Raw genomic sequence first — 19312 nt, 5'->3', positions numbered from 1 at the left:
ACCTTACACCAATGGCAGGGCCAGGATGTTTCCAAAGCCCTGGTTGCGCCCTCGGATCATCCTGAAGCCCCAACCCAAGCGCCGCCATGCCGCGTGCAGCCCTTGTTTAAAGCAGACCGGCAGCCCCTCCAGCCAGCGCACGGGCCACCGCGCCCAGCGCCGCTCCGACATCCTGCTCGACCTTGAGCGACAGCAGCGGATCGGCCCGCGTGCGGCCCCAGTTGACGGCCGCCACGGGCTTGCCCGCATCCGCCGCCATCTGCACGAAGCGAAAGCCCGAATACACCATGAGCGACGAGCCGGCCACCAGCATGGCATCGGCGCGCAGGAGTGCGTCGCGGGCGGCCTGCACGCGATCGCGCGGCACGCTTTCGCCGAAGAACACCACATCGGGCTTGAGCGGGCCGGCGCCGCAGCGCGGGCACGGCGGCACATCGAACGCGCTGAAATCCTGGTCTTCCAGGTCGGCATCGCCATCGGGCGCCGCATGCGCATGCAGCGCGGCCCAATCGGGATTGCGGCGCAGCAACTCGTCCTGCAGCTCGGCTCGTGGCAAACGGGCTTCGCAGGCCATGCAGCGCACGGTGTCGATGCGCCCGTGCAGATCGATGGTGCGAAGGCTCCCCGCAGCCGTGTGCAGGCCGTCCACGTTCTGCGTGAGCAGCAGTTCCAACCGGCCGGCCGCTTCCAGCTCGGCGAGCGCATGGTGCGCCGGTGCAGGGCGCGCCCGCCCCATCACGCGCCAGCCGATGAAGCTGCGCGCCCAGTAGCGCCGGCGCGTGGCCTCGTCGCCCATGAAGGCCTGGAACGTGAGGGGCGGCGGCCGCTTCCAGTCGCCATTGCCATCGCGGTAATCGGGAATGCCCGCTGCCGTGCTGCAGCCCGCCCCGGTGAGCACGAACACCCGCGGGTGCGCCGCCATGAACTCCGCCAGCGCCTGCACGCCGGCCTCGGCGGTGGCGGCCATGGCCTCGGCCGGGGTTGGCGTGGTGGTGCTATTCAAAGGGGACGGAGTCGTGGACATCGAAGCCTCCCGCTACATCGCGGGCGCGATGCTTTCCGCATAGTCGTACAGCGCGCCCAGGATTTCCTCGCCCCGCTCGTCCGCCTCGGCGCCCAGTTCGTCCAGCTTGGCGAACAATTCGTCGAAGGTGAGCGCGCCGCCTGCCCCTTCCATCAGGCAGGCCACGCGGTGGCCCTCCCAGCGCTCCTGGCCGGCCTCGTCCAACGTATGCGGGAAATTGCGCGCACGGTAGCGCCACACCAGCTCTTCGAGCCGCTCGTCGTCGAAGCCCGTCTTGGCCAAGGCGAGTTCCTGGGGCGGCAGCGCACGCAGGCGGTTCAGGCGGCGACGGTCCTCGTTGCCGACGAAGCCGCCGTACAGGTCCTGGTCCACGTCCGGTGCGGCTTCCTGCGGCCGCGCGAACACGCTGGCCCAGATGGCGCTCATGTCGGGCAAGGCGCGCGCCACCTCGGCATGGCCGGCGGCCCGCTCCAGATCGACGGACCAGCGCTGGGCCATCTGGGGCGTCAACGTGTTGACGTTGCCCACCACCATCGGCGACTTGTTCAGGTGCACGGTCTTGATGGGCAGGCGCGTCACGCCTTCGGGCAACGCATCCGCCCGGCTGAACAGCCGCTCGCGGATCGCATCGGCGCCCAGCAGGGCCACTTCGGACGGATCGTGGGCCAGGTCCCAGGCGATCAGTTCGTTCTTGTTGGTGGGGTGGCTGGCGAGCGGCCACATCACCGCGACGCAGCCGCGCTCGGCCGGGAACATGCCCGAGATGTGCAAAAAGGGCCGTGCGGTGTCGGCCGTGGCGGGCAGGCGCAATTCGGCGGCCACGCGGTCTTTTTTATGCAGCCCCAGCGCGAACTCGAACAGCTTGGGCTGCCGGTCGCGGATCAGCCGGGCCAGGGCGATGGTGGCGCGCACGTCGGAGAGCGCATCGTGCGCGGCCTCGTGCGCGAGGCCATTGGCTTTGGACAGGTGCTCCAGCTTGAAGCTGGGCGAGCCGTCTTCCTTCTTCGGCCAGACGATGCCATCCGGGCGCAGCGCGTAGGCCATGCGCACCACGTCGAGCAGATCCCACCGGCCGCACTGGTTCTGCCATTCCCGGGCATAGGGGTCCATCAGGTTGCGCCAGAACATGAAGCGCGTGATCTCGTCGTCGAACCGGATGGTGTTGTAGCCGACGCCGATGGTGCCGGGCAGCGCCAGCTCGGCCTCGATGCGCGCCGCGAACGCATGCTCCGGCAGGCCACGCTCCAATGCGACCTGCGGCGTGATGCCGGTGATGAGGCACGACACCGGGTCGGGCAGGTAATCGGGCGCGGGCTGGCAATAGACCATCAGCGGTTCGCCGATTTCGTTCAGGTCCGCATCGGTGCGGATGCCCGCGAACTGCGCGGGGCGGTCACGGCGCGTGTTGGCGCCAAAGGTTTCGTAGTCGTGCCAGAAAAAGGTATGCATGAAATCGTGCAGCCGGTAACACCGAAGCCCGCAAGTATGCCGGGGCGCGGGACAATAAGGCATGCAACGACGCCTTGCCCCCCCATCGCCCCTCCGCCCCTCCACCAGAACCCGCGCGGCCCACTGGCTGGTTCCGCTGGCCGCTGCGGCGGCCCTCGCAGGCTGTGCATCGGCGCCGCGCGCCCAGCCTCCGGAAGCGGCCCTGGCCCACGCCGCTCCCGCCGTGCCGCCTCCGCAGCCCGCAGTGTCCCCACCGGCTGCGATGCCTTCTGCCCCGCCCCCTCCCCTGGTCCAGGACACCGCGGCGCCGGCGGTCAGCCCCGAAGAAGCCGCTGCGGCCGAACAGGCCGGTTTCACGGCCTGGATCGCGGCCTTCACCCAGGACGCACTGGCGGCCGGGATCCAGCCCGACACCGTGCAGACGGCCTTGGCCAGCGCGCAGTTGCAACAGCGGGTGATCGAGCTGGACCGCGCGCAGCCCGAGTTCACGCGCACTCCGTGGGCCTACCTGGACAGCGCTGTTTCTGCCCAGCGCATCGCCCAGGGCCAGGCCAAGCGGGCCGAATACGCGGTGCCCCTGGAAGCCGCCGCTGCGCGGTACGGCGTGCCGGCCTCGATCGTCACCGCCATCTGGGGCATGGAGAGCAACTACGGCGGCAATTTCGGCACCTTCCGTGCCGTCGATGCGCTGGCCACGCTGGGGTTCGAGGGCCGCCGCGCCCAATGGGCCCGCAACGAACTGCTGGCGGCACTGCGCATCCTGGACCAGGGTGACATCGCGGCCGACCGCATGATCGGATCGTGGGCCGGGGCCATGGGCCACACGCAGTTCCTGCCGTCCGTGTTCCTCGCCTACGCGGTCGACGCCGACGGAGACGGCCGCCGCGACATCTGGGGCAGCATCCCCGATGTGGCGTCGTCCACCGCCAACTACCTGGCCAGCTCCGGCTGGCGCAGCGGGCAGCCCTGGGGCGTCGAGGTGCAGCTGCCACCGGGCTTCGATCACGCCCGCGCCGAGAACACCGTGCGCCAGTCGTCCGCCCAGTGGGCCGCGGAAGGGGTGGTGGCCATCGACCGGCAACCCCTGCCCGACCTGGGTGCGGCGTATGTCATCGCCCCCGCGGGTGCGCGCGGACCAGCCTTCCTGGTGGGCGACAACTTCCGCAGCATCCTGCGCTACAACAACTCGGTGAACTACGCCCTGGCGGTGGGCCTGCTAGCGCGGCAGATCGAGGGCGGCACGGGCGTGGTGGCCCCCTGGCCGCGGGACCTGCAGCCCCTGTCCCGCAGCCAGGTGAAAGACCTGCAGACGGCATTGAACCAGCGGGGGTTTTCCGCCGGCACGGCGGACGGCGTGATGGGCCCCGCCACGCGCGCCGGCCTGCGCCAGTTCCAGCAGAGCATCGGCGTGGTGGCCGACGGCTATCCCACCTTGGAGTTGCTGCAGCGGCTGATGGCGCCGTGATGCGGGCCGGCGCCGCCTGACCACGCCCTGAGCGGCCTGCAAGCCAGGGCAATGGTTGAAAAGAAAAAGCCCGCGGCGAACGCGGGCTTTTTTCACATCAGGCGGCCACCATGGGCGGCCGGGCGATCCATCCGCCGATCAGTCTGCCGTGGCCTCTTCCGGCTCGGCGGGCTCGGATTTCGCCGAGCGCTCCCGCTTGGGCAGCGGCTGGATGTCCAGCAGCACCTCGGGCGTCTCGACGCCTTTTTCGTCCGTCTTCACCTCGATGTCCACCGTCAGGCGTCCACCTTCGGTCAGGCGGCCGAAGAGCAGTTCGTCGGCCAGGGCACGGCGAATGGTGTCCTGGATCAAGCGCTGCATCGGGCGGGCACCCATCAGCGGATCGAAGCCCTTCTTGGCCAGGTGCTTGCGCAGCGTGTCGGTGAAGGTCACCTCCACCTTCTTCTCGCTCAGCTGAGTTTCGAGTTGCAGCAGGAACTTGTCCACCACGCGCAGGATGATCTGCTCGTCCAGCGCCTTGAAGTTCACGATGGCATCCAGCCGGTTGCGGAACTCAGGCGTGAACAGGCGCTTGATGTCGCCCATTTCGTCGCCCGCCTGCCGCGGGTTCGTGAACCCGATGGTGGCCTTGTTCATGGTCTCGGCACCCGCGTTCGTCGTCATGATGATGATGACGTTGCGGAAGTCGGCCTTGCGCCCGTTGTTGTCGGTCAACGTGCCGTGATCCATCACCTGCAGCAGCACGTTGAAGATGTCCGGATGCGCCTTTTCGATCTCGTCGAGCAGCAGCACGGAGTGCGGCTTCTTCGTGACCGCCTCGGTCAGCAACCCACCCTGGTCGAACCCGACATAGCCAGGAGGCGCACCGATCAGGCGGCTCACCGCATGGCGCTCCATGTACTCGGACATGTCGAAGCGGATCAACTCGATACCCATGATGTAGGCGAGCTGCTTGGCCGCTTCGGTCTTGCCGACGCCGGTGGGGCCGCTGAACAGGAACGAGCCGATCGGCTTGTCGCCCTTGCCCAGGCCCGAACGCGCCATCTTCACAGCGGAAGCGAGCACCTCCAGCGCCTTGTCCTGGCCGAACACCACGCTCTTGAGGTCGCGCTCGATGGTCTGCAGCTTGCTGCGGTCGTCGTTGGACACGTTCGCGGGCGGAATGCGCGCGATCTTCGCCACGATTTCCTCGATCTCGGCCTTGCCGATGGTCTTCTTGCGCTTGCTGGCGACCTGGATGCGCTGGGCTGCGCCGGCTTCGTCGATCACGTCGATCGCCTTGTCGGGCAGGTGACGGTCGTTGATGTACTTGGCCGACAGCTCGGCCGCCGCTTGCAGTGCCGCCGCAGCGTACTTCACGCTGTGGTGCTCTTCGAAACGCGACTTGAGGCCCTTGAGGATGTCCACCGTTTCCTGCACCGTCGGCTCCACCACATCGACCTTCTGGAACCGGCGCGACAGGGCCGCGTCTTTTTCGAAGATGCCGCGGTACTCGGTGAACGTGGTCGCACCGATGCATTTGAGCTGGCCGCTGGAGAGCGCCGGCTTGAGCAGGTTGGAAGCGTCCAGCGTGCCGCCCGAGGCCGCACCGGCGCCGATCAGCGTGTGGATTTCGTCGATGAACAGCACCGCGTTGGGCTTGTCCTTGAGCGACTTGAGCACACCCTTCAGGCGCTGCTCGAAATCACCACGGTACTTGGTGCCCGCCAGCAAGGCGCCCATGTCGAGCGAATACACGACCGCCTCGGCCAGGATTTCCGGCACGTCGTTCTGCGTGATGCGCCAGGCCAGGCCCTCGGCGATGGCCGTCTTGCCCACGCCGGCTTCGCCCACCAGCAGCGGGTTGTTCTTGCGGCGCCGGCACAGGATCTGGATCGTGCGCTCGACCTCGTAGTGGCGGCCGATCAGCGGGTCGATCTTGCCGTCCTTGGCCGCCTGGTTGAGGTTCTGGGTGTACTGCTCGAGCGGCGAGGCTTTCTCGTTGCGCTCGCCACCGCCACCGCCCTCTTCGCCTTCGGCCTGATTCTCTGGCTTGGCGGGTTCCGGCGGCTCGCCCTTCTTGATGCCGTGGGCAATGAAATTGACCACGTCCAGGCGCGTGACGCCCTGCTGGTGCAGGTAGTACACGGCGTGCGAATCCTTCTCGCCAAAGATGGCCACGAGCACGTTGGCGCCCGTGACTTCCTTCTTGCCGTTGCCCGTGGACTGCACGTGCATGATGGCGCGCTGGATCACGCGCTGGAAACCCAGCGTGGGCTGCGTGTCCACCTCGTCGGTGCCGGCGACCTGGGGGGTGTTGTCTTTGATGAAATTGGCCAGCGATGAACGCAGATCATCGATGTTGGCCGAACATGCGCGCAGCACCTCGGCTGCGCTGGGGTTATCTAGCAGTGCAAGCAGCAGATGCTCCACGGTAATGAACTCGTGGCGCTGCTGGCGGGCCTCGACAAAGGCCATGTGCAAGCTGACTTCCAGTTCCTGGGCAATCATGTGAACTCCTTTGTGCTTGCGTGGAAGGGATTACTGTAGATCGGGACCAAAGGCCGTTTATTCAACAGGCTCGCTGAGGCATTGCAGCGGATGCCCCGCCTTGTGGGCCGCCTCGCGGACCTGCTCCACTTTGGTGGCGGCGACATCGCGGGAATACACCCCACATACGCCTTTGCCGTCCAAATGGATTTTCAGCATGATCTGCGTGGCGGCTTCCCGGTCTTTGCTGAAGAATTCCTGCAGCACGACGATGACGAATTCCATCGGCGTGAAGTCATCATTGAGCATGACCACCTGAAACATTTGCGGCGGCTGGGTCTTCTGCGTGCGACGTTCGAGCACGACCGAACCGCCATCGTCCCGCGCTGGCGTCCTGGTGGGCGGAGCGGGGGTGGGGGAAGGTGGTTTAGTTGCCATGGATTTCATTCTAGCGAGCCACGGCGGTCGACGCAGCCTCTCCCATGTAGTGATCACCCAACGGTGTTTCAAGCCTTACCCCGCGCTCCATCTAGCCCGCGTCGTACACGACATTGACCGAACCGGTGCCGGCCTGGGCGCTCCACGCCGCCAAAGCGGCATCGGAGGGGAAGAAACGGCTGCCCTCGCCCAGTTGCAACTCCGCCACGGCCTGGCCCTGGCCGGCCTTGCAGCGGATGCCCATGCGCACCCGAAGGCCGTGCACCAGCACCTCGCCCTGCTCGGTTTCCTGCCGGCGGGGTGGGAATTCACGCACCAGGCGCTGCACGTCCGGCGCGGTATCGCCGATGGCGACCTGAAGGTAGCGCCCGAACTTGGCCCGCGCCGCCGCCAGGTCCCACACCTGCTGCACCTTCACCCGCAGCCCGCCGCTGAAATGGTCGAGCTGCAGGCGGCCGCTCATGACCACGAATTCGTCGTCCTTCAGCATGTCCCGGTGGGCATTGACCACGTTCTCGTCAGCCGAGGCTTCGATGGTGGCGGACTTGTCGTCCAGCTTGAACAAGGCCAGCCGGCCCCGCTGCCCGTTGATGACCCGGAAATCGCTGATGATGCCGGCCAGGATCTGGGGTTCTCGGCTGTCGAGCAGTTCCTCGATCTGCGTGCGCACGAAACGGCGCACCTCGCTGGCCACCTCGTCGAACAGGTGGCCCGACAGGTAGAAGCCCACGGCCGTCTTTTCCTGGGTGAGGCGTTCCTTCACGCCCCAGGGCACCATCTCGACGAGTTCGGGCTCCTGCGTACTGGAGCCGTGGGCGTCCTCGCCCATCATGTCGAACAGGCCGCCCTGGTTGGCGTTGGCCAGCGTCGCGTTCGCGAAGTCAAACGCCCGGTCGATCGAGGCAACGAGCGAGGCCCGGTTCATGTTCATGGCATCGAAGGCGCCCGCCTTGATGAGCGCCTCCAGCGTGCGCTTGTTCAGGCGCGTGCGGTCCACGCGCACGCAGAAGTCGAACAGGCTGGTGAAAGGGCCCTTGGTATCGCCGCGCGGTCCCGCCCCGCGCCCGTCCCGGGCCGCGATGATGGCCTCGATCGCCTGCTGTCCGGTGCCCTTGATGGCGCCCAGGCCGTAGCGGATGACCTTGTCCGTGACCGGCTCGAACCGGTACATGCCCCGGTTCACGTCCGGCGGCTCGAACGTCAGCCCGAACTTCTTCATGGCGTCTTCGAACAGCACCTTGAGCTTGTCGGTGTCGTCCATTTCCACCGTCATGTTGGCGCAGAAGAATTCGGCCGTGTAGTGCACCTTGAGCCAGCCGGTCTGGTAGGCCAGCAGCGAGTAAGCGGCCGCGTGCGACTTGTTGAAGCCGTACCCCGCGAACTTCTCCATCAGGTCGAACACCTCGTCGGCCTTTTCCTGGCTGATGTTCTGTTTGGCCGCACCCGCGCGGAAGATCTCGCGGTGCTCGGCCATCTCCTCGGCCTTCTTCTTGCCCATCGCCCGGCGCAGCATGTCGGCGCCGCCGAGCGAGTAGCCGCCCAGCACCTGGGCGGTCTGCATCACCTGCTCCTGGTACACCATGATCCCGTAGGTTTCCGACAGCACCTTCTCGACCAGCGGATGGGGGTACTCCACCACCTCCTTGCCGTGCTTGCGGTTCACGAAACTGGGGATCAGGTCCATCGGGCCCGGCCGGTACAGCGCGTTCAGGGCGATCAGGTCTTCCAGCCGGCTGGGACGTGCTTCCTTGAGCATGCCCTGCATGCCGCGGCTTTCAAACTGGAACACGGCTTCGGTCTTGCCATCGGAGAACAGCTGGTAGGTGCGCGCATCGTCCAGCGGAATGTTCTCGAACGTGAAGTTCTCCTGGCCCTTGTGGCGCTTGACGATGAACTCCTTGGCGATCTCCAGGATCGTCAGCGTGGCCAGGCCCAAGAAGTCGAACTTCACCAGGCCGATGGCTTCCACATCGTCCTTGTCGTACTGGCTCACGGCGGAATCGCTGCCCGGCTGCTGGTAGAGCGGGCAAAAATCGGTGAGTTTGCCCGGGGCGATGAGCACGCCCCCGGCGTGCATGCCGATGTTGCGGGTCATGCCCTCGAGCTTTTGCGCCATCTCGATGATGGTCTTGACGTCTTCTTCCTTCTGCACACGCTCGGCCAGCAGCGGCTCCAGTTCCAACGCGTAGTTGTTCTTGTCGCCTTCCTTCTTGGGGTTGGGCGGGTACTGGAGCGTGTACGACATGCCGGGCTTGCCCGGCACGAGCTTGGAAATGCCATCGCAGAAGGTGTAGCTCATGTCCATGACCCGGCCCACGTCGCGGATGGCGGCCTTGGCGGCCATGGTGCCGAACGTGGCGATCTGGCTCACGGCATCCTTGCCGTACTTGTCCTTCACGTAGTCGATCACGCGGTCGCGGTTGGACTGGCAGAAATCGATGTCGAAGTCGGGCATCGACACCCGCTCGGGGTTCAGAAACCGCTCGAACAGCAGGTTGTACTGCAGCGGGTCCAGGTCGGTGATCTTGAGCGCATAGGCCACCAGCGAGCCCGCGCCGGACCCCCGGCCCGGCCCCACCGGGCAGCCGTTGTTCTTGGCCCACTGGATGAAGTCCCCCACGATCAGGAAGTAGCCCGGAAACCCCATCTTCAGGATGGTGTTGATCTCAAACTCCAGCCGCTCCAGGTAGCGCGGGCGCTCCTTGTCGCGCTCGGCCTCCTTGGGGTACAGGTGCGCCAGGCGCTCTTCCAGCCCCTCCAACGAAGCCACCCGGAAGTACTCGTCAATGGGCATGCCACCCGGGGTGGGAAAGTCCGGCAGCTGCGGCTTGCCCAGCACCAGGGTCAGGTTGCAGCGCTTGGCGATCTCCAGCGTGTTGGCGATCGCGGACGGCACGTCGGCGAACAGCGCCTGCATCTGCGCGCTCGATTTAAAGTATTGCTCGCGCGTGAACTTGCGTACGCGCCGCTGGTTGCCCAGGATTTCGCCCTCGGAGATGCAGACGCGCGCCTCGTGCGCCTCGTAGTCGTCGGCCGTGGCGAACTGCACGGGATGGGTTGCGACGACGGGCAGGTTCAGCCGTGCGGCCAGTTGCACGGCCGACACCACGTGGGCCTCGTCGTCGGGCCGGCCGGCGCGCTGGATCTCCAGGTAGAAGCGATGGGGAAACAGCCCGGCCAGCCGCAGTGCCAGGCGCGCGGCCCCCGCGTCGTCGCCCTTCACGATCGCCTGTCCCACGGGACCGGCCTGGGCACCCGCCAGCGCGATGAGGCCCTCGCCCAGTTCCTCCAGCCAGGCCCAGGTGCACAGGGGCTGGTTCTTCACCACGTTGCGCGTCCAGGCGCGCGCTAGCAGTTCCGACAGGTTCAGGTACCCCTGCTTGCCCTGCACCAGCAGGATCATGCGGGAGGGCGGATTGCCCGGCTCCTCGGGCTCGACGAACACTTCAGCGCCCAGCACGGGCTTGACGCCCTTGCCCCGCGCTTCCTTGTAGAACTTGATGGCGCCGAAAAGATTGCCGAGGTCGGTGATCGCCAGGGCGGGCTGGCCGTCCTTGGCAGCCGCCTTGGCCACTTCATCAATGCGGTTGGTGCCGTCGACGACGGAAAATTCGGTGTGCAGGCGCAAATGGACAAACATGGCGGGTATTGTAGGAACGCCCGCTTCCCTGCCCCGCGCCAGAGCCCCGGCGTTTCGTTCAGGCCGCCGGCTGGCACGCCGGTACAATCCGGCTCCTGCCCGATCGCCGCGGCCAGCCCCCTGTGGCCGTCCCGGCCCCTGATCGGAAGCGGGAACCGATGCCCTTCTTTTGCCTGAAAGCTGCCTCCATGCCGCGTTTTCCCCTGCCCCTGTTGTCCGCCCTGCTGGCCGCCGGCCTGATGGCGGGCTGCTCCAGCACCCCCGAAGACAAGACCGCCGGCTGGAGCCCCAATCGCATCTACTCCGAAGCCCGCGACGAACTCAACAGTGGCGGCTACGACAAGGCCGTGCCCCTGCTGGAAAAGCTCGAAGGCCGCGCGGCCGGCACGCCGCTGGCGCAGCAGGCCCAGCTGGAAAAGGCCTACGCCCAGTACAAGGCCGGCGAAAAAGCCCAGGCCATCGCCACGCTGGACCGCTTCATGAAGCTGCACCCCGCCAGCCCCGCCTACGACTACGCGCTGTACCTGAAGGGCCTCGTCAACTTCAACGACAACCTGGGGCTGTTCTCCTGGCTGTCGCGGCAGGACCTGTCCGAGCGCGACCAGAAGGCCGCCAAGGATTCGTTCGAGTCCTTCCGCGAGCTGACCACGCGGTTCCCGGAATCGCGTTATGCCCAGGACTCGCGCCAGCGCATGACCTACATCGTCAATTCCCTGGCGCAGTACGAAGTGCACGTGGCCCGCTACTACTACGAGCGCGGCGCCTATGTGGCGGCCATCAGCCGGGCGCAGATCGCCCTGGCCGACTACAAGGAAGTGCCTGCGCTGGAAGAGGCCCTGTACATCCTGGTGAAGTCCTACGATGCGCTGGGCATGACCCAGTTGCGCGACGATGCGCAGCGTGTGATGGCGAGTTCCTACCCGCAGAGCGAGTTGAACCGCGATGGGCTCAAGGCCAAGTCGGAGCCGTGGTGGAAGGTGTGGTGAGCGCGCGCAGCGCCGCATCGAATTCCTGCGCCGTGTGAAGGCGCCGCATGGGTGGCAAGGCTGACAGCAGGCGCTTGCCGTAGCCCATCTCGACCAGGCGGGTGTCGGCCACCACCAGCACGCCCCGGTCGCTCTCACTGCGAATCAACCGCCCCGCACCCTGCTTGAGGGCGATCGCGGCCTCCGGCAGCGAGAAGTACCGGAAGGCACTGCGTTTGGCCTGTTCCAGCCGCTGGGAGCGCGCCTCCACCAGCGGATCGCCCGGTGGCGGGAACGGCAGTTTGTCGATCACCACCAGTTGCAGGGCCTCGCCCGGCACGTCGAACCCTTCCCAGAACGTGGCGGACGCGACCAGCACGCACCCTGCCCGCCCCTCGGACCCGCCTTCGCGGAACCGCTCCATCAAACGCCGCTTGGGCCACTGACCCTGCACCAGCACCTCGATGCTGGAATCCGCGGCGAACCGGGCCTGCAGCGCATCACCGATGGTCCGCAGGGCCTTGAGCGTGGTGGTGAGCACCAGGGTACGCCCTCCGAGCACCACCACCGCGCCGCCCACCCAGGCCGCCAATGCCGCGCTGTGGGCGGGGTCGGAAGGCTTGGGCAGTTCCAGGGGCACATGGAAGGCCGCCTGCGATGCATAGTCGAACGGACTTTCCACCCGCAGGATGCGCGCGTCCTGCAAACCGCAGGGCTCGGCGAACCAGCGCAGGGTCGCATCGTCCCCCAGGGTGGCCGAGGTGAAGATCCATGCACGGGGCTTGCCCTGCGACAGCACCGCGGCCGCTTCCGGCTCGTCCCATGCCGATGTCTCGGCCTCGGGCTCGCCGGCAGGCGATTGCCACAGCGACCGCATCGGGCCTGCAATGTCGAGCGGCGCTTCCACGAGCCGCAATGCGCCCGCCACATCCACCCATCGGACCGCATCCGCGCCGCAAGGCTGGGAAAAGCCGTCCATGCGCTCCATGAGCTGCACCGCGCGGCCATGCAGGCGCACGAAGTCCGGGGCGATCTCGCTCACGGTGTCCAGGGCCGCCAGGGCGGTGCGGCAGGCGCCGACCACCTGCTGCATGGCCGCATGCCATTCGCCGAGGTCCACGCCGTCGGGCACCTCGCCGGTCCAGCGCAACCGCGAACCCGCCGGGGCACGGCCTGCGGCCAGGCGCAGGTCGCGGCCGGCGCGGTCCAGCGCGGCGGCCACCCCCAGCCAATCGGCCAGCCCGCGGGCGAATTGCAAGCCCGCCGCCATCACGTCGCGCGAAAAGTCCAGCAACTGCGCGGTGGAGGCTTGCCGGCCCATGAATTGCACGCCGGTTTCGTTCAGTTGGTGCGCTTCGTCGAAGACGACGACGCGCACGGAAGGCAGCAGTTCGGCCATGCCGGAATCGCGAACAGCCTGGTCCGCAAAAAAGAGGTGGTGGTTGATCACCACCACATCGGCAGCCAGCGCCTCGCGCCGGGCACGGTGGACATGGCAGGCCCGAAAGCGCGGGCACGGCGAACCCAGGCAGTTCTCGCGGGTGGAGGTGACCAGCGGAATCACCGGAGACCGCTCATCCAGCCCCGGCAGCTCGGCCAGGTCGCCGCTCACCGTGCCCTGCGACCAGGTTTCCACCCGGGCCAGCACCCGCGCCACAGCCGCATCGTGCGCGGCGCCGTCCTGGCGCGCCAACTCCATGCGGTGCAGGCAAAGGTAGCTGGCCCGCCCCTTGAGCAACGCGGTGCGCACCGGCAAAGCCAGCGCCTGAACAAGGCGGGGCAGGTCGCGTGCGAACAGCTGGTCCTGCAGCGCCTTGGTGGCGGTGGACACCAGCACCCGCTCGCCACTGAGCAACGCCGGCACCAGATAGGAAAACGTCTTGCCGACGCCCGTTCCCGCCTCCACCACCAGGGCGCCACCCTGCTCGATGGTTTCGGCCACCGCCAGCGCCATCTCGGTCTGGCCGGCGCGGGGCGAGAAATGCGCCTGGGCCAGCGACAGCACGCCGCCCTCTTCGAACGCGGCCTGCACGCCATGGACGAGCGATTCGATGCGAGGCAGTTCCATGCCGTTCATCCCCGCCTGCGCTCGCGGGCGACCGCACTGGACCGCATGGTGGGACCGGGAGGAGACGGACAGGAAAAAAGGCGGTGCAAGGAAAGGAGGAAGGAGAGGCGTCGCATGGCAAAACTGCCAAAGGGCGCCCGATAATACGTGCTTCGCCCGGCCCTTCGGCCGGCCCGCGCCTTCCACCATTTCTGCCATGACCAAACCGTTTCGCCTCACTGCGTCAACCGGCATCCACAAAGGCGATCGTGAATACCAGCAGGACCAGGTCGCGTTGATCGCCCACCCCCGCTACAACGGCTGCGTGCTCGGGGTCGTGGCAGACGGCATGGGGGGGCGCAGCGGAGGGCGCAAGGCGTCCGATCAGGTGATGCTCACGGCCCGGCAATGGTTCGAGCGGTACTCGCCGGACACCGACGACACCGCGACGATGCTCAAGCACATGGTGGAAGAGGCGCACATCGTGATCCGCCTCACCGCCATCTCGGCCGAGCAGGAGCCCCACAGCACGGTGGCGGCCTTCATCATCAATCCCCGGGGCGACTGCCACTGGGCGCATGCCGGCGATTCGCGCATCTACCACTTCCAGGGCGCGCGGCTGGCCCATCGCACCAGCGACCACTCGTATGTGCAGGCCCTGGTCGACCGCGGCGAAATCACCGAGGCCGAGGCTAACACCCATCCGCACTCCAACATCCTGGTGGGCTGCCTTGGCACCGAGAGCGATCCGCCGGTGGCCCAGCACATGATTCCGCAACTGCTGCCGGGCGACGTGCTCCTGGCGTGCAGTGACGGTGTCTGGCACTATTTTTCGCCCACGGAACTGGCCTCGGTGGTGGACTCGCTGTCCCCGCGCGAAGCCACGGAATTCCTCATCGAGAAAGCGCGGTCACGGGCCCGTGGCGGCGGAGACAACCTCTCGCTCGCCATCGTGAAGATCGAGGCGCTGGCCGAAGAGAAGAAACCGGCCCGGCTCGTCCGCTGAGCCGAGCGCCCGGCGCCCCCCGCTCCAAGGACCGGGCCCACCATGGCGGGGCAACGTGCCTGGTGCGAGACGCGGGTCGCCGCCGACTTCAGGGGGCAGCGCTGGCCGATGGAACCGGCGGTGGCGGCGGCAGCGCCGCTGCCGGCTTGCGGCCCTGGGCTTCGGCATCGGCCCGCGCCTTCTCGTGCTTTTCGCGCCGCTCCTGGGCGGCCTTTTGCTTGGCCTCGTAGCGGGCGCGCGCCTCGGAAATCTGGCCGGGTTGCGCCGCCGCGCGCTCTGCCTTGGCGGCGTCGTGCGACTGCTCCCGCGAATGCTGCTGGGCGGCGCGCTGCTGCGCGTCGTGCTCGCGCTCCGCACGGCCCTGCGCTTGCGCCTGGGCGCGGGATGCGGCCTGCATGGGCGCCGGGCGTTCGCCGGCTTCGAGCTTCTCGCGCTGCTCCTGCTGCTTTTGCTCGATCGACTGCACGCGCAAGGCCGCCTTTTCGCGGCGATCGGCGTCGTTCAAGGCCACTTCGCGCTGCCGCAGGGCGCTTTCCTGGTCCCGCACCTGCGCCCGCACGCCGATCAGGCAGTCTTCGACGGAAAAGCGCTGATAGCAGACGGCCTCTTCCTTGATGCGCCGCGCCTCCAGCGCGCGGCGGTCGCGCTGGATCTGGTCGCGCTCGGCACGGCGCTCGGCCTGCGCGGCATCGGCAGCGGCGCGCGATGCAGCCAGCGGTGACTGGGCCACCGCCAGCGTCGAGGCGAGCGCCAGTGCGGTGGCAAGGAAAAGGCGTTGGAAGGATGGCATGGTGAGAAAAGAGGTTACGTCAGTCCGGTGTCCACCACGCGCCGCTCCAGGTCCAGGAACTCCTTGGACTGCATTTCATTGAGCCGGGAGACGGTGCGCGGAAATTCATGGGCCAGAGGGCCCTCGGTGTACAGCGCTTCGGGCGGCACGGCGGCGGACAGGATGAGCTTGACGCGCCGGTCGTACAGCACGTCCACCAGCCACGTGAAGCGCCGGGCCGGCGACGCCATCGACACGGGCATGTGGGGCACATCCGACAGCAGCACGGTGTGGAACTGCGTGGCGATTTCCAGGTAGTCGTTCTGCGAGCGGGGCCCGCCGCACAGCACGCTGAAATCGAACCATACGACGCCACCGGCCTTGCGGCGCGCACGGATCTCGCGTGCCTCGATGTGCAGCACCGGGTCTTCGTCGCGCACTTCGGCCAGCTGGTCGAACGCCTCGGACATCTCCGCATCGGCCTGGGGCCCCAGCGGCGTGTGGTACAGCCGCACCATCTCCAGCGTGCGACGGCGGTAGTCGGTGCCGTTGTCCACGTTGACCACTTCCATCCGCTGGTTCAGCAGCTCGATGGCCGGCAGGATGCGGTCGCGGTGCAGCCCGCCGGGGTACAGCCCGTCGGGCTCGAAATTGGAGGTAGTGACGAAACCCACGCCGTTGTCGAACAGCGCCGCCAGCAGGCGGTGCAGGATCATCGCGTCGGTGATGTCCGCCACATGGAACTCGTCGAAGCAGATGAGCTTGTAGCGCTTGGAAATGCGCTCGCCCAGCACATCCAGCGGATTGACGGTGCCCTGCAGGCCCGCCAGTTCGCGGTGCACTTCGCGCATGAACTCGTGGAAATGCAGCCGCACCTTGCGGCGGATGGGCACGGCGTTGAAAAAGCAGTCCATGAGAAAGCTCTTGCCCCGCCCCACGCCGCCGTACATGTATACGCCGCGCGGCACCTCGGGCCGGTTGATGAGCTTCTTCAAGGCGTTGGAGCGGCGCTCCTTGTACAGCGCCCAATCGTCGGCACACCGCTGCAACGCCTCGACGGCGCGCAGCTGGGCCGGATCGCTTTGATAGCCCTTGCTGGCCAGCTCCGCCTCATACGCCTGCTTCACATTCACACGCACACTCCAAACGCTATAAAAAAGATAGCTGCCTGCGCTAGTGTTTCAAGCGCAGGCAGCCATTTTTACCCAAAGTCCCGGGATCAGAAGTTCAGCGTGCGCTTGTCCACGGCCAGGGCCGCTTCCTTGGTGGCTTCGCTCAAGCTCGGGTGGGCGTGGCAGATGCGCGCGATGTCTTCGGCGCTGGCCTTGAACTCCATGGCGACCACGGCTTCGGCGATCAGCTCGCTGGCCATGGGGCCGACGATGTGCACGCCCAGGATCTCATCCGTGGCCGCGTCGGCCAGGAACTTCACCATGCCGGTCGTGTCGCCCAGCGCGCGGGCGCGGCCGTTGGCCAGGAACGGGAACGTGCCGGCCTTGTACTTCACGCCGTCCGCCTTGAGCTGCTGCTCGGTGCGGCCCACCCATGCGATCTCGGGGTTGGTGTAGATCACCCAGGGGATGGTGTTGAAGTTCACATGGCCATGCTGGCCCGCGATGCGCTCGGCGACGGCCACGCCCTCTTCCTCGGCCTTGTGCGCCAGCATCGGGCCACGCACCACGTCGCCCACTGCCCAAACGCCCGGCAGGTTGGTCTTGCAATCGGCATCGACCACGATCGCGCCGCGCTCGTCCAGCTGCAGGCCCACGGCTTCGCCGTTGAGACCGATGGTGTTGGGCACGCGGCCGATGGACACGATGAGCTTGTCCACTTCCAGCGTCTGGGCTTCGCCCTTGGCGTTGGTGTAGGCCACGCTCACGCTCTTCTTGCCGGTCTTGATTTCGCCGATCTTCACGCCCAGCTCGATCTTGAGGTTCTGCTTGTCGAACGCCTTCTTGGCTTCCTTGGCGATCTGCTCGTCCACCGCGCCCAGGAACGTGGGCAGGCCTTCCAGCACCGTCACTTCGGCGCCCAGGCGGCGCCAGACCGAACCCATTTCCAGGCCGATCACGCCGGCGCCGATCAGGCCCAGCGTCTTGGGCGTCTCGCCGATGCGCAGGGCTCCGTCGTTGGAGAGGATGTGCTCTTCGTCGAACGGCACGCCGGGCAGCGCGCGGGCGTTGGAGCCCGTGGCCAGGATGATCTGCTTGCCGGTGATGGACTCTTCGGCAGCGCCGGCCACGCGGATTTCATAGCCACCGTCGGCGGCCTTCACGAACGAGCCACGGCCGTGGAAGAACGTGATCTTGTTCTTCTTGAACAGGTACAGGATGCCGTCGTTGTTCTGCTTCACCACGCTGTCCTTGCGGGCGATCATCTTGGCCACGTCCATGCGGACGCCCTGCACCTCGATGCCATGGTCGGCGAAGTGATGGTTGGCCTGGTCGAAATGCTCGGACGACTGCAGCAGCGCCTTGGAGGGGATGCAACCCACGTTGGTGCAGGTGCCGCCCGGTGCAGGGCCGCCCTTGCCGTTCTTCCACTCGTCGATGCAGGCCACGTTGAAGCCCAGTTGCGCCGCACGGATGGCAGCGATGTAGCCGCCGGGGCCGCCACCGATCACGATCACGTCGAATTGTTTGCTCATGTCAATCTCACTCAATCAGTTGAAGAAAGACCCACCGGCGGGCGCGGCCAACGGCCGGGCCACGCGGGCGGGTCCATCCAGGGGGATCAGATGTCGAACAGCAGGCGGGAAGGATCTTCCAGCGCTTCCTTCATGGCCACCAGGCCCAGCACGGCTTCACGGCCGTCGATGATGCGGTGGTCGTACGACATGGCCAGGTAGTTCATCGGGCGGATGACGATCTGGCCGTTTTCCACCACGGCACGGTCCTTGGTGGCGTGCACGCCCAGGATGGCCGACTGCGGCGGGTTGATGATGGGGGTGGACAGCATGGAGCCGAACGTGCCGCCATTGGAGATCGAGAACGTGCCGCCGGTCATCTCTTCGATGCCCAGCTTGCCGTCCTTGGCCTTCTGGCCGAACTCGGCGATCTTCTTTTCGATGTCGGCGAACGTCATCTGGTCGGCATTGCGCAGGATGGGCACCACCAGGCCGCGGGGCGAGCCCACGGCGATGCCGATGTCGAAGTAGCCGTGGTAGACGATGTCGTTGCCGTCGACCGAGGCGTTCAGCACCGGGTACTTCTTCAGGGCATGCACGGCCGCCTTCACGAAGAAGCTCATGAAGCCGATCTTCACGCCGTGTTCCTTGGTGAAGGCGTCCTGGAACTTCTTGCGCATGTCCATCACCGGGGCCATGTTCACTTCGTTGAACGTGGTCAGGATGGCGTTGGTCGATTGCGACTGCAGCAGGCGCTCGGCCACGCGGGCGCGCAGGCGGCTCATGGGCACGCGCTGCTCGGGGCGGCCGCTCAGGTCTTCCTTGGCGGTGGGCGCAGCCACCTGCGGCAGCGCCTTGGTGGGCACGCCCGTGGGGATAGCGCTCGGTGCGGCCGCAGCGGCCTTGCCCGTGCCCGATGCCACGGCACCCAGCACGTCGCCCTTGGTCACGCGGCCATCCTTGCCCGTGCCGGCCACGGCCGAAACGGACAGGTTGTTGTCGGCCAGCAGCTTGGCGGCGGCGGGCATGGCCACGTCGCCCTTGGAGCCGCCCGCGGCAGCGGGGGCTGCAGCGGCTGGTGCGGGTGCCGCAGCTGCGGGCGCGGCGGCGGCAGGGGCTGCCGCAGCAGGAGCGGCGGCTGCGCCGGCCTTGCCTTCGGTGTCGATCTTGGCGATGAGCTGGTCGGCCACCACGGTGGCGCCGTCGCCTTGCACGATTTCCGCCAGCACGCCGGCCGAGGGAGCGGGCACTTCGAGCACGACCTTGTCGGTCTCGATTTCGATCAGGATTTCATCGACGGCGACAGCCTCGCCGGCCTTCTTCTTCCACGTGAGCATCGTGGCTTCCGCCACGGATTCGGACAGTTGGGGGACTTTGACTTCAACGATAGCCATGGGAATTCTTTCGGGGTTTG

The 19312-nt window shown here is 67.0% G+C and carries 13 protein-coding genes; 3 read left to right on the top strand and 10 right to left on the bottom strand.

What is annotated here, in order from left to right; translation table 11 throughout:
• Positions 1–106: 106 nt before the first annotated feature.
• Complete coding sequence (locus tag AVKW3434_RS14565; protein ID WP_284406432.1) at positions 107–967, bottom strand: NAD-dependent protein deacetylase; 861 nt, start codon at positions 965–967, stop codon at positions 107–109.
• A gap of 69 nt (positions 968–1036) precedes the next feature.
• A complete protein-coding gene (gene sbcB / locus AVKW3434_RS14560) occupies positions 1037–2473 on the bottom strand; it encodes an exodeoxyribonuclease I (protein ID WP_284406402.1) in 1437 nt (478 codons plus the stop codon).
• A gap of 61 nt (positions 2474–2534) precedes the next feature.
• On the opposite strand from sbcB, the gene AVKW3434_RS14555 reads away from it, so the two are divergent.
• On the top strand, positions 2535–3938 hold the full coding sequence (locus AVKW3434_RS14555) for a lytic murein transglycosylase (RefSeq protein WP_502869088.1): 1404 nt from the start codon (positions 2535–2537) through the stop codon (positions 3936–3938).
• 138 nt (positions 3939–4076) lie between these two features.
• On the opposite strand, the gene clpA is transcribed toward AVKW3434_RS14555, so the two are convergent.
• The 3 genes from clpA to dnaE all read right to left on the bottom strand — a co-directional run bounded on the left by clpA (position 4077) and on the right by dnaE (position 10485).
• The gene (clpA, locus tag AVKW3434_RS14550) at positions 4077–6428 is read right to left on the bottom strand and encodes an ATP-dependent Clp protease ATP-binding subunit ClpA (RefSeq protein WP_272563802.1); all 2352 of its coding nucleotides are present in this window, start codon (positions 6426–6428) and stop codon (positions 4077–4079) included.
• Positions 6429–6485: 57 nt separating this feature from the next.
• Positions 6486–6854 carry an ATP-dependent Clp protease adapter ClpS gene (clpS, locus tag AVKW3434_RS14545; protein WP_272563803.1) on the bottom strand — a complete coding sequence of 123 codons (369 nt, stop codon included), beginning with the start codon at positions 6852–6854 and terminating at the stop codon, positions 6486–6488.
• Between the two features lie 82 nt (positions 6855–6936).
• Positions 6937–10485: a DNA polymerase III subunit alpha gene (dnaE, locus tag AVKW3434_RS14540; RefSeq protein ID WP_284406401.1), complete on the bottom strand. Its 3549-nt coding sequence runs from the start codon at positions 10483–10485 to the stop codon at positions 6937–6939.
• A 188-nt stretch (positions 10486–10673) separates the two neighbouring features.
• On the opposite strand from dnaE, the gene AVKW3434_RS14535 reads away from it, so the two are divergent.
• Complete coding sequence (locus tag AVKW3434_RS14535) at positions 10674–11471, top strand: outer membrane protein assembly factor BamD (RefSeq protein ID WP_272563805.1); 798 nt, start codon at positions 10674–10676, stop codon at positions 11469–11471.
• On the opposite strand, the gene yoaA is transcribed toward AVKW3434_RS14535, so the two are convergent.
• Positions 11434–13518 (bottom strand): DNA repair helicase YoaA, encoded by a 2085-nt coding sequence (gene yoaA, locus AVKW3434_RS14530; protein ID WP_284406400.1) that lies wholly within the window; start codon positions 13516–13518, stop codon positions 11434–11436. The genes AVKW3434_RS14535 and yoaA overlap by 38 nt on opposite strands.
• A gap of 196 nt (positions 13519–13714) precedes the next feature.
• Here yoaA and AVKW3434_RS14525 point away from each other — a divergent pair, with 196 nt between their 5' ends.
• Positions 13715–14503 (top strand): PP2C family protein-serine/threonine phosphatase, encoded by a 789-nt coding sequence (locus AVKW3434_RS14525; protein ID WP_272563807.1) that lies wholly within the window; start codon positions 13715–13717, stop codon positions 14501–14503.
• An 88-nt stretch (positions 14504–14591) separates the two neighbouring features.
• On the opposite strand, the gene AVKW3434_RS14520 is transcribed toward AVKW3434_RS14525, so the two are convergent.
• From AVKW3434_RS14520 to odhB, 4 genes are all read right to left on the bottom strand, one after another.
• A complete protein-coding gene (locus AVKW3434_RS14520; RefSeq protein ID WP_284406399.1) occupies positions 14592–15293 on the bottom strand; it encodes a hypothetical protein in 702 nt (233 codons plus the stop codon).
• Positions 15294–15307: 14 nt separating this feature from the next.
• Entirely contained in the window at positions 15308–16405 is a 1098-nt protein-coding gene (gene zapE / locus AVKW3434_RS14515) for a cell division protein ZapE (protein ID WP_272563809.1), read from the bottom strand.
• 86 nt (positions 16406–16491) lie between these two features.
• On the bottom strand, positions 16492–17919 hold the full coding sequence (gene lpdA / locus AVKW3434_RS14510; RefSeq protein WP_284406398.1) for a dihydrolipoyl dehydrogenase: 1428 nt from the start codon (positions 17917–17919) through the stop codon (positions 16492–16494).
• Positions 17920–18005: 86 nt separating this feature from the next.
• A complete protein-coding gene (odhB, locus tag AVKW3434_RS14505; protein WP_284406397.1) occupies positions 18006–19292 on the bottom strand; it encodes a 2-oxoglutarate dehydrogenase complex dihydrolipoyllysine-residue succinyltransferase in 1287 nt (428 codons plus the stop codon).
• Positions 19293–19312 lie beyond the last annotated feature (20 nt).

This window comes from Acidovorax sp. SUPP3434 (assembly GCF_030159015.1).
Classification (GTDB): Bacteria; Pseudomonadota; Gammaproteobacteria; order Burkholderiales; family Burkholderiaceae_C; genus Paracidovorax.
Note: the sequence above shows the minus strand (reverse complement) of the source record. Positions and strands in the feature narration are given on the sequence as shown.

Coding starts and splice junctions, on each gene's coding strand:
- odhB (WP_284406397.1), bottom strand. CDS start 19,292: ATGGCTATCGTTGAAGTCAAAGTCCCCCAACTGTCCGAATCCGTGGCG.
- AVKW3434_RS14520 (WP_284406399.1), bottom strand. CDS start 15,293: ATGCCATCCTTCCAACGCCTTTTCCTTGCCACCGCACTGGCGCTCGCC.
- clpS (WP_272563803.1), bottom strand. CDS start 6,854: ATGAAATCCATGGCAACTAAACCACCTTCCCCCACCCCCGCTCCGCCC.
- AVKW3434_RS14565 (WP_284406432.1), bottom strand. CDS start 967: ATGGCCGCCACCGCCGAGGCCGGCGTGCAGGCGCTGGCGGAGTTCATG.
- AVKW3434_RS14525 (WP_272563807.1), top strand. CDS start 13,715: ATGACCAAACCGTTTCGCCTCACTGCGTCAACCGGCATCCACAAAGGC.
- clpA (WP_272563802.1), bottom strand. CDS start 6,428: ATGATTGCCCAGGAACTGGAAGTCAGCTTGCACATGGCCTTTGTCGAG.
- AVKW3434_RS14535 (WP_272563805.1), top strand. CDS start 10,674: ATGCCGCGTTTTCCCCTGCCCCTGTTGTCCGCCCTGCTGGCCGCCGGC.
- yoaA (WP_284406400.1), bottom strand. CDS start 13,518: ATGGAACTGCCTCGCATCGAATCGCTCGTCCATGGCGTGCAGGCCGCG.
- sbcB (WP_284406402.1), bottom strand. CDS start 2,473: ATGCATACCTTTTTCTGGCACGACTACGAAACCTTTGGCGCCAACACG.
- dnaE (WP_284406401.1), bottom strand. CDS start 10,485: ATGTTTGTCCATTTGCGCCTGCACACCGAATTTTCCGTCGTCGACGGC.
- lpdA (WP_284406398.1), bottom strand. CDS start 17,919: ATGAGCAAACAATTCGACGTGATCGTGATCGGTGGCGGCCCCGGCGGC.
- AVKW3434_RS14555 (WP_502869088.1), top strand. CDS start 2,535: ATGCAACGACGCCTTGCCCCCCCATCGCCCCTCCGCCCCTCCACCAGA.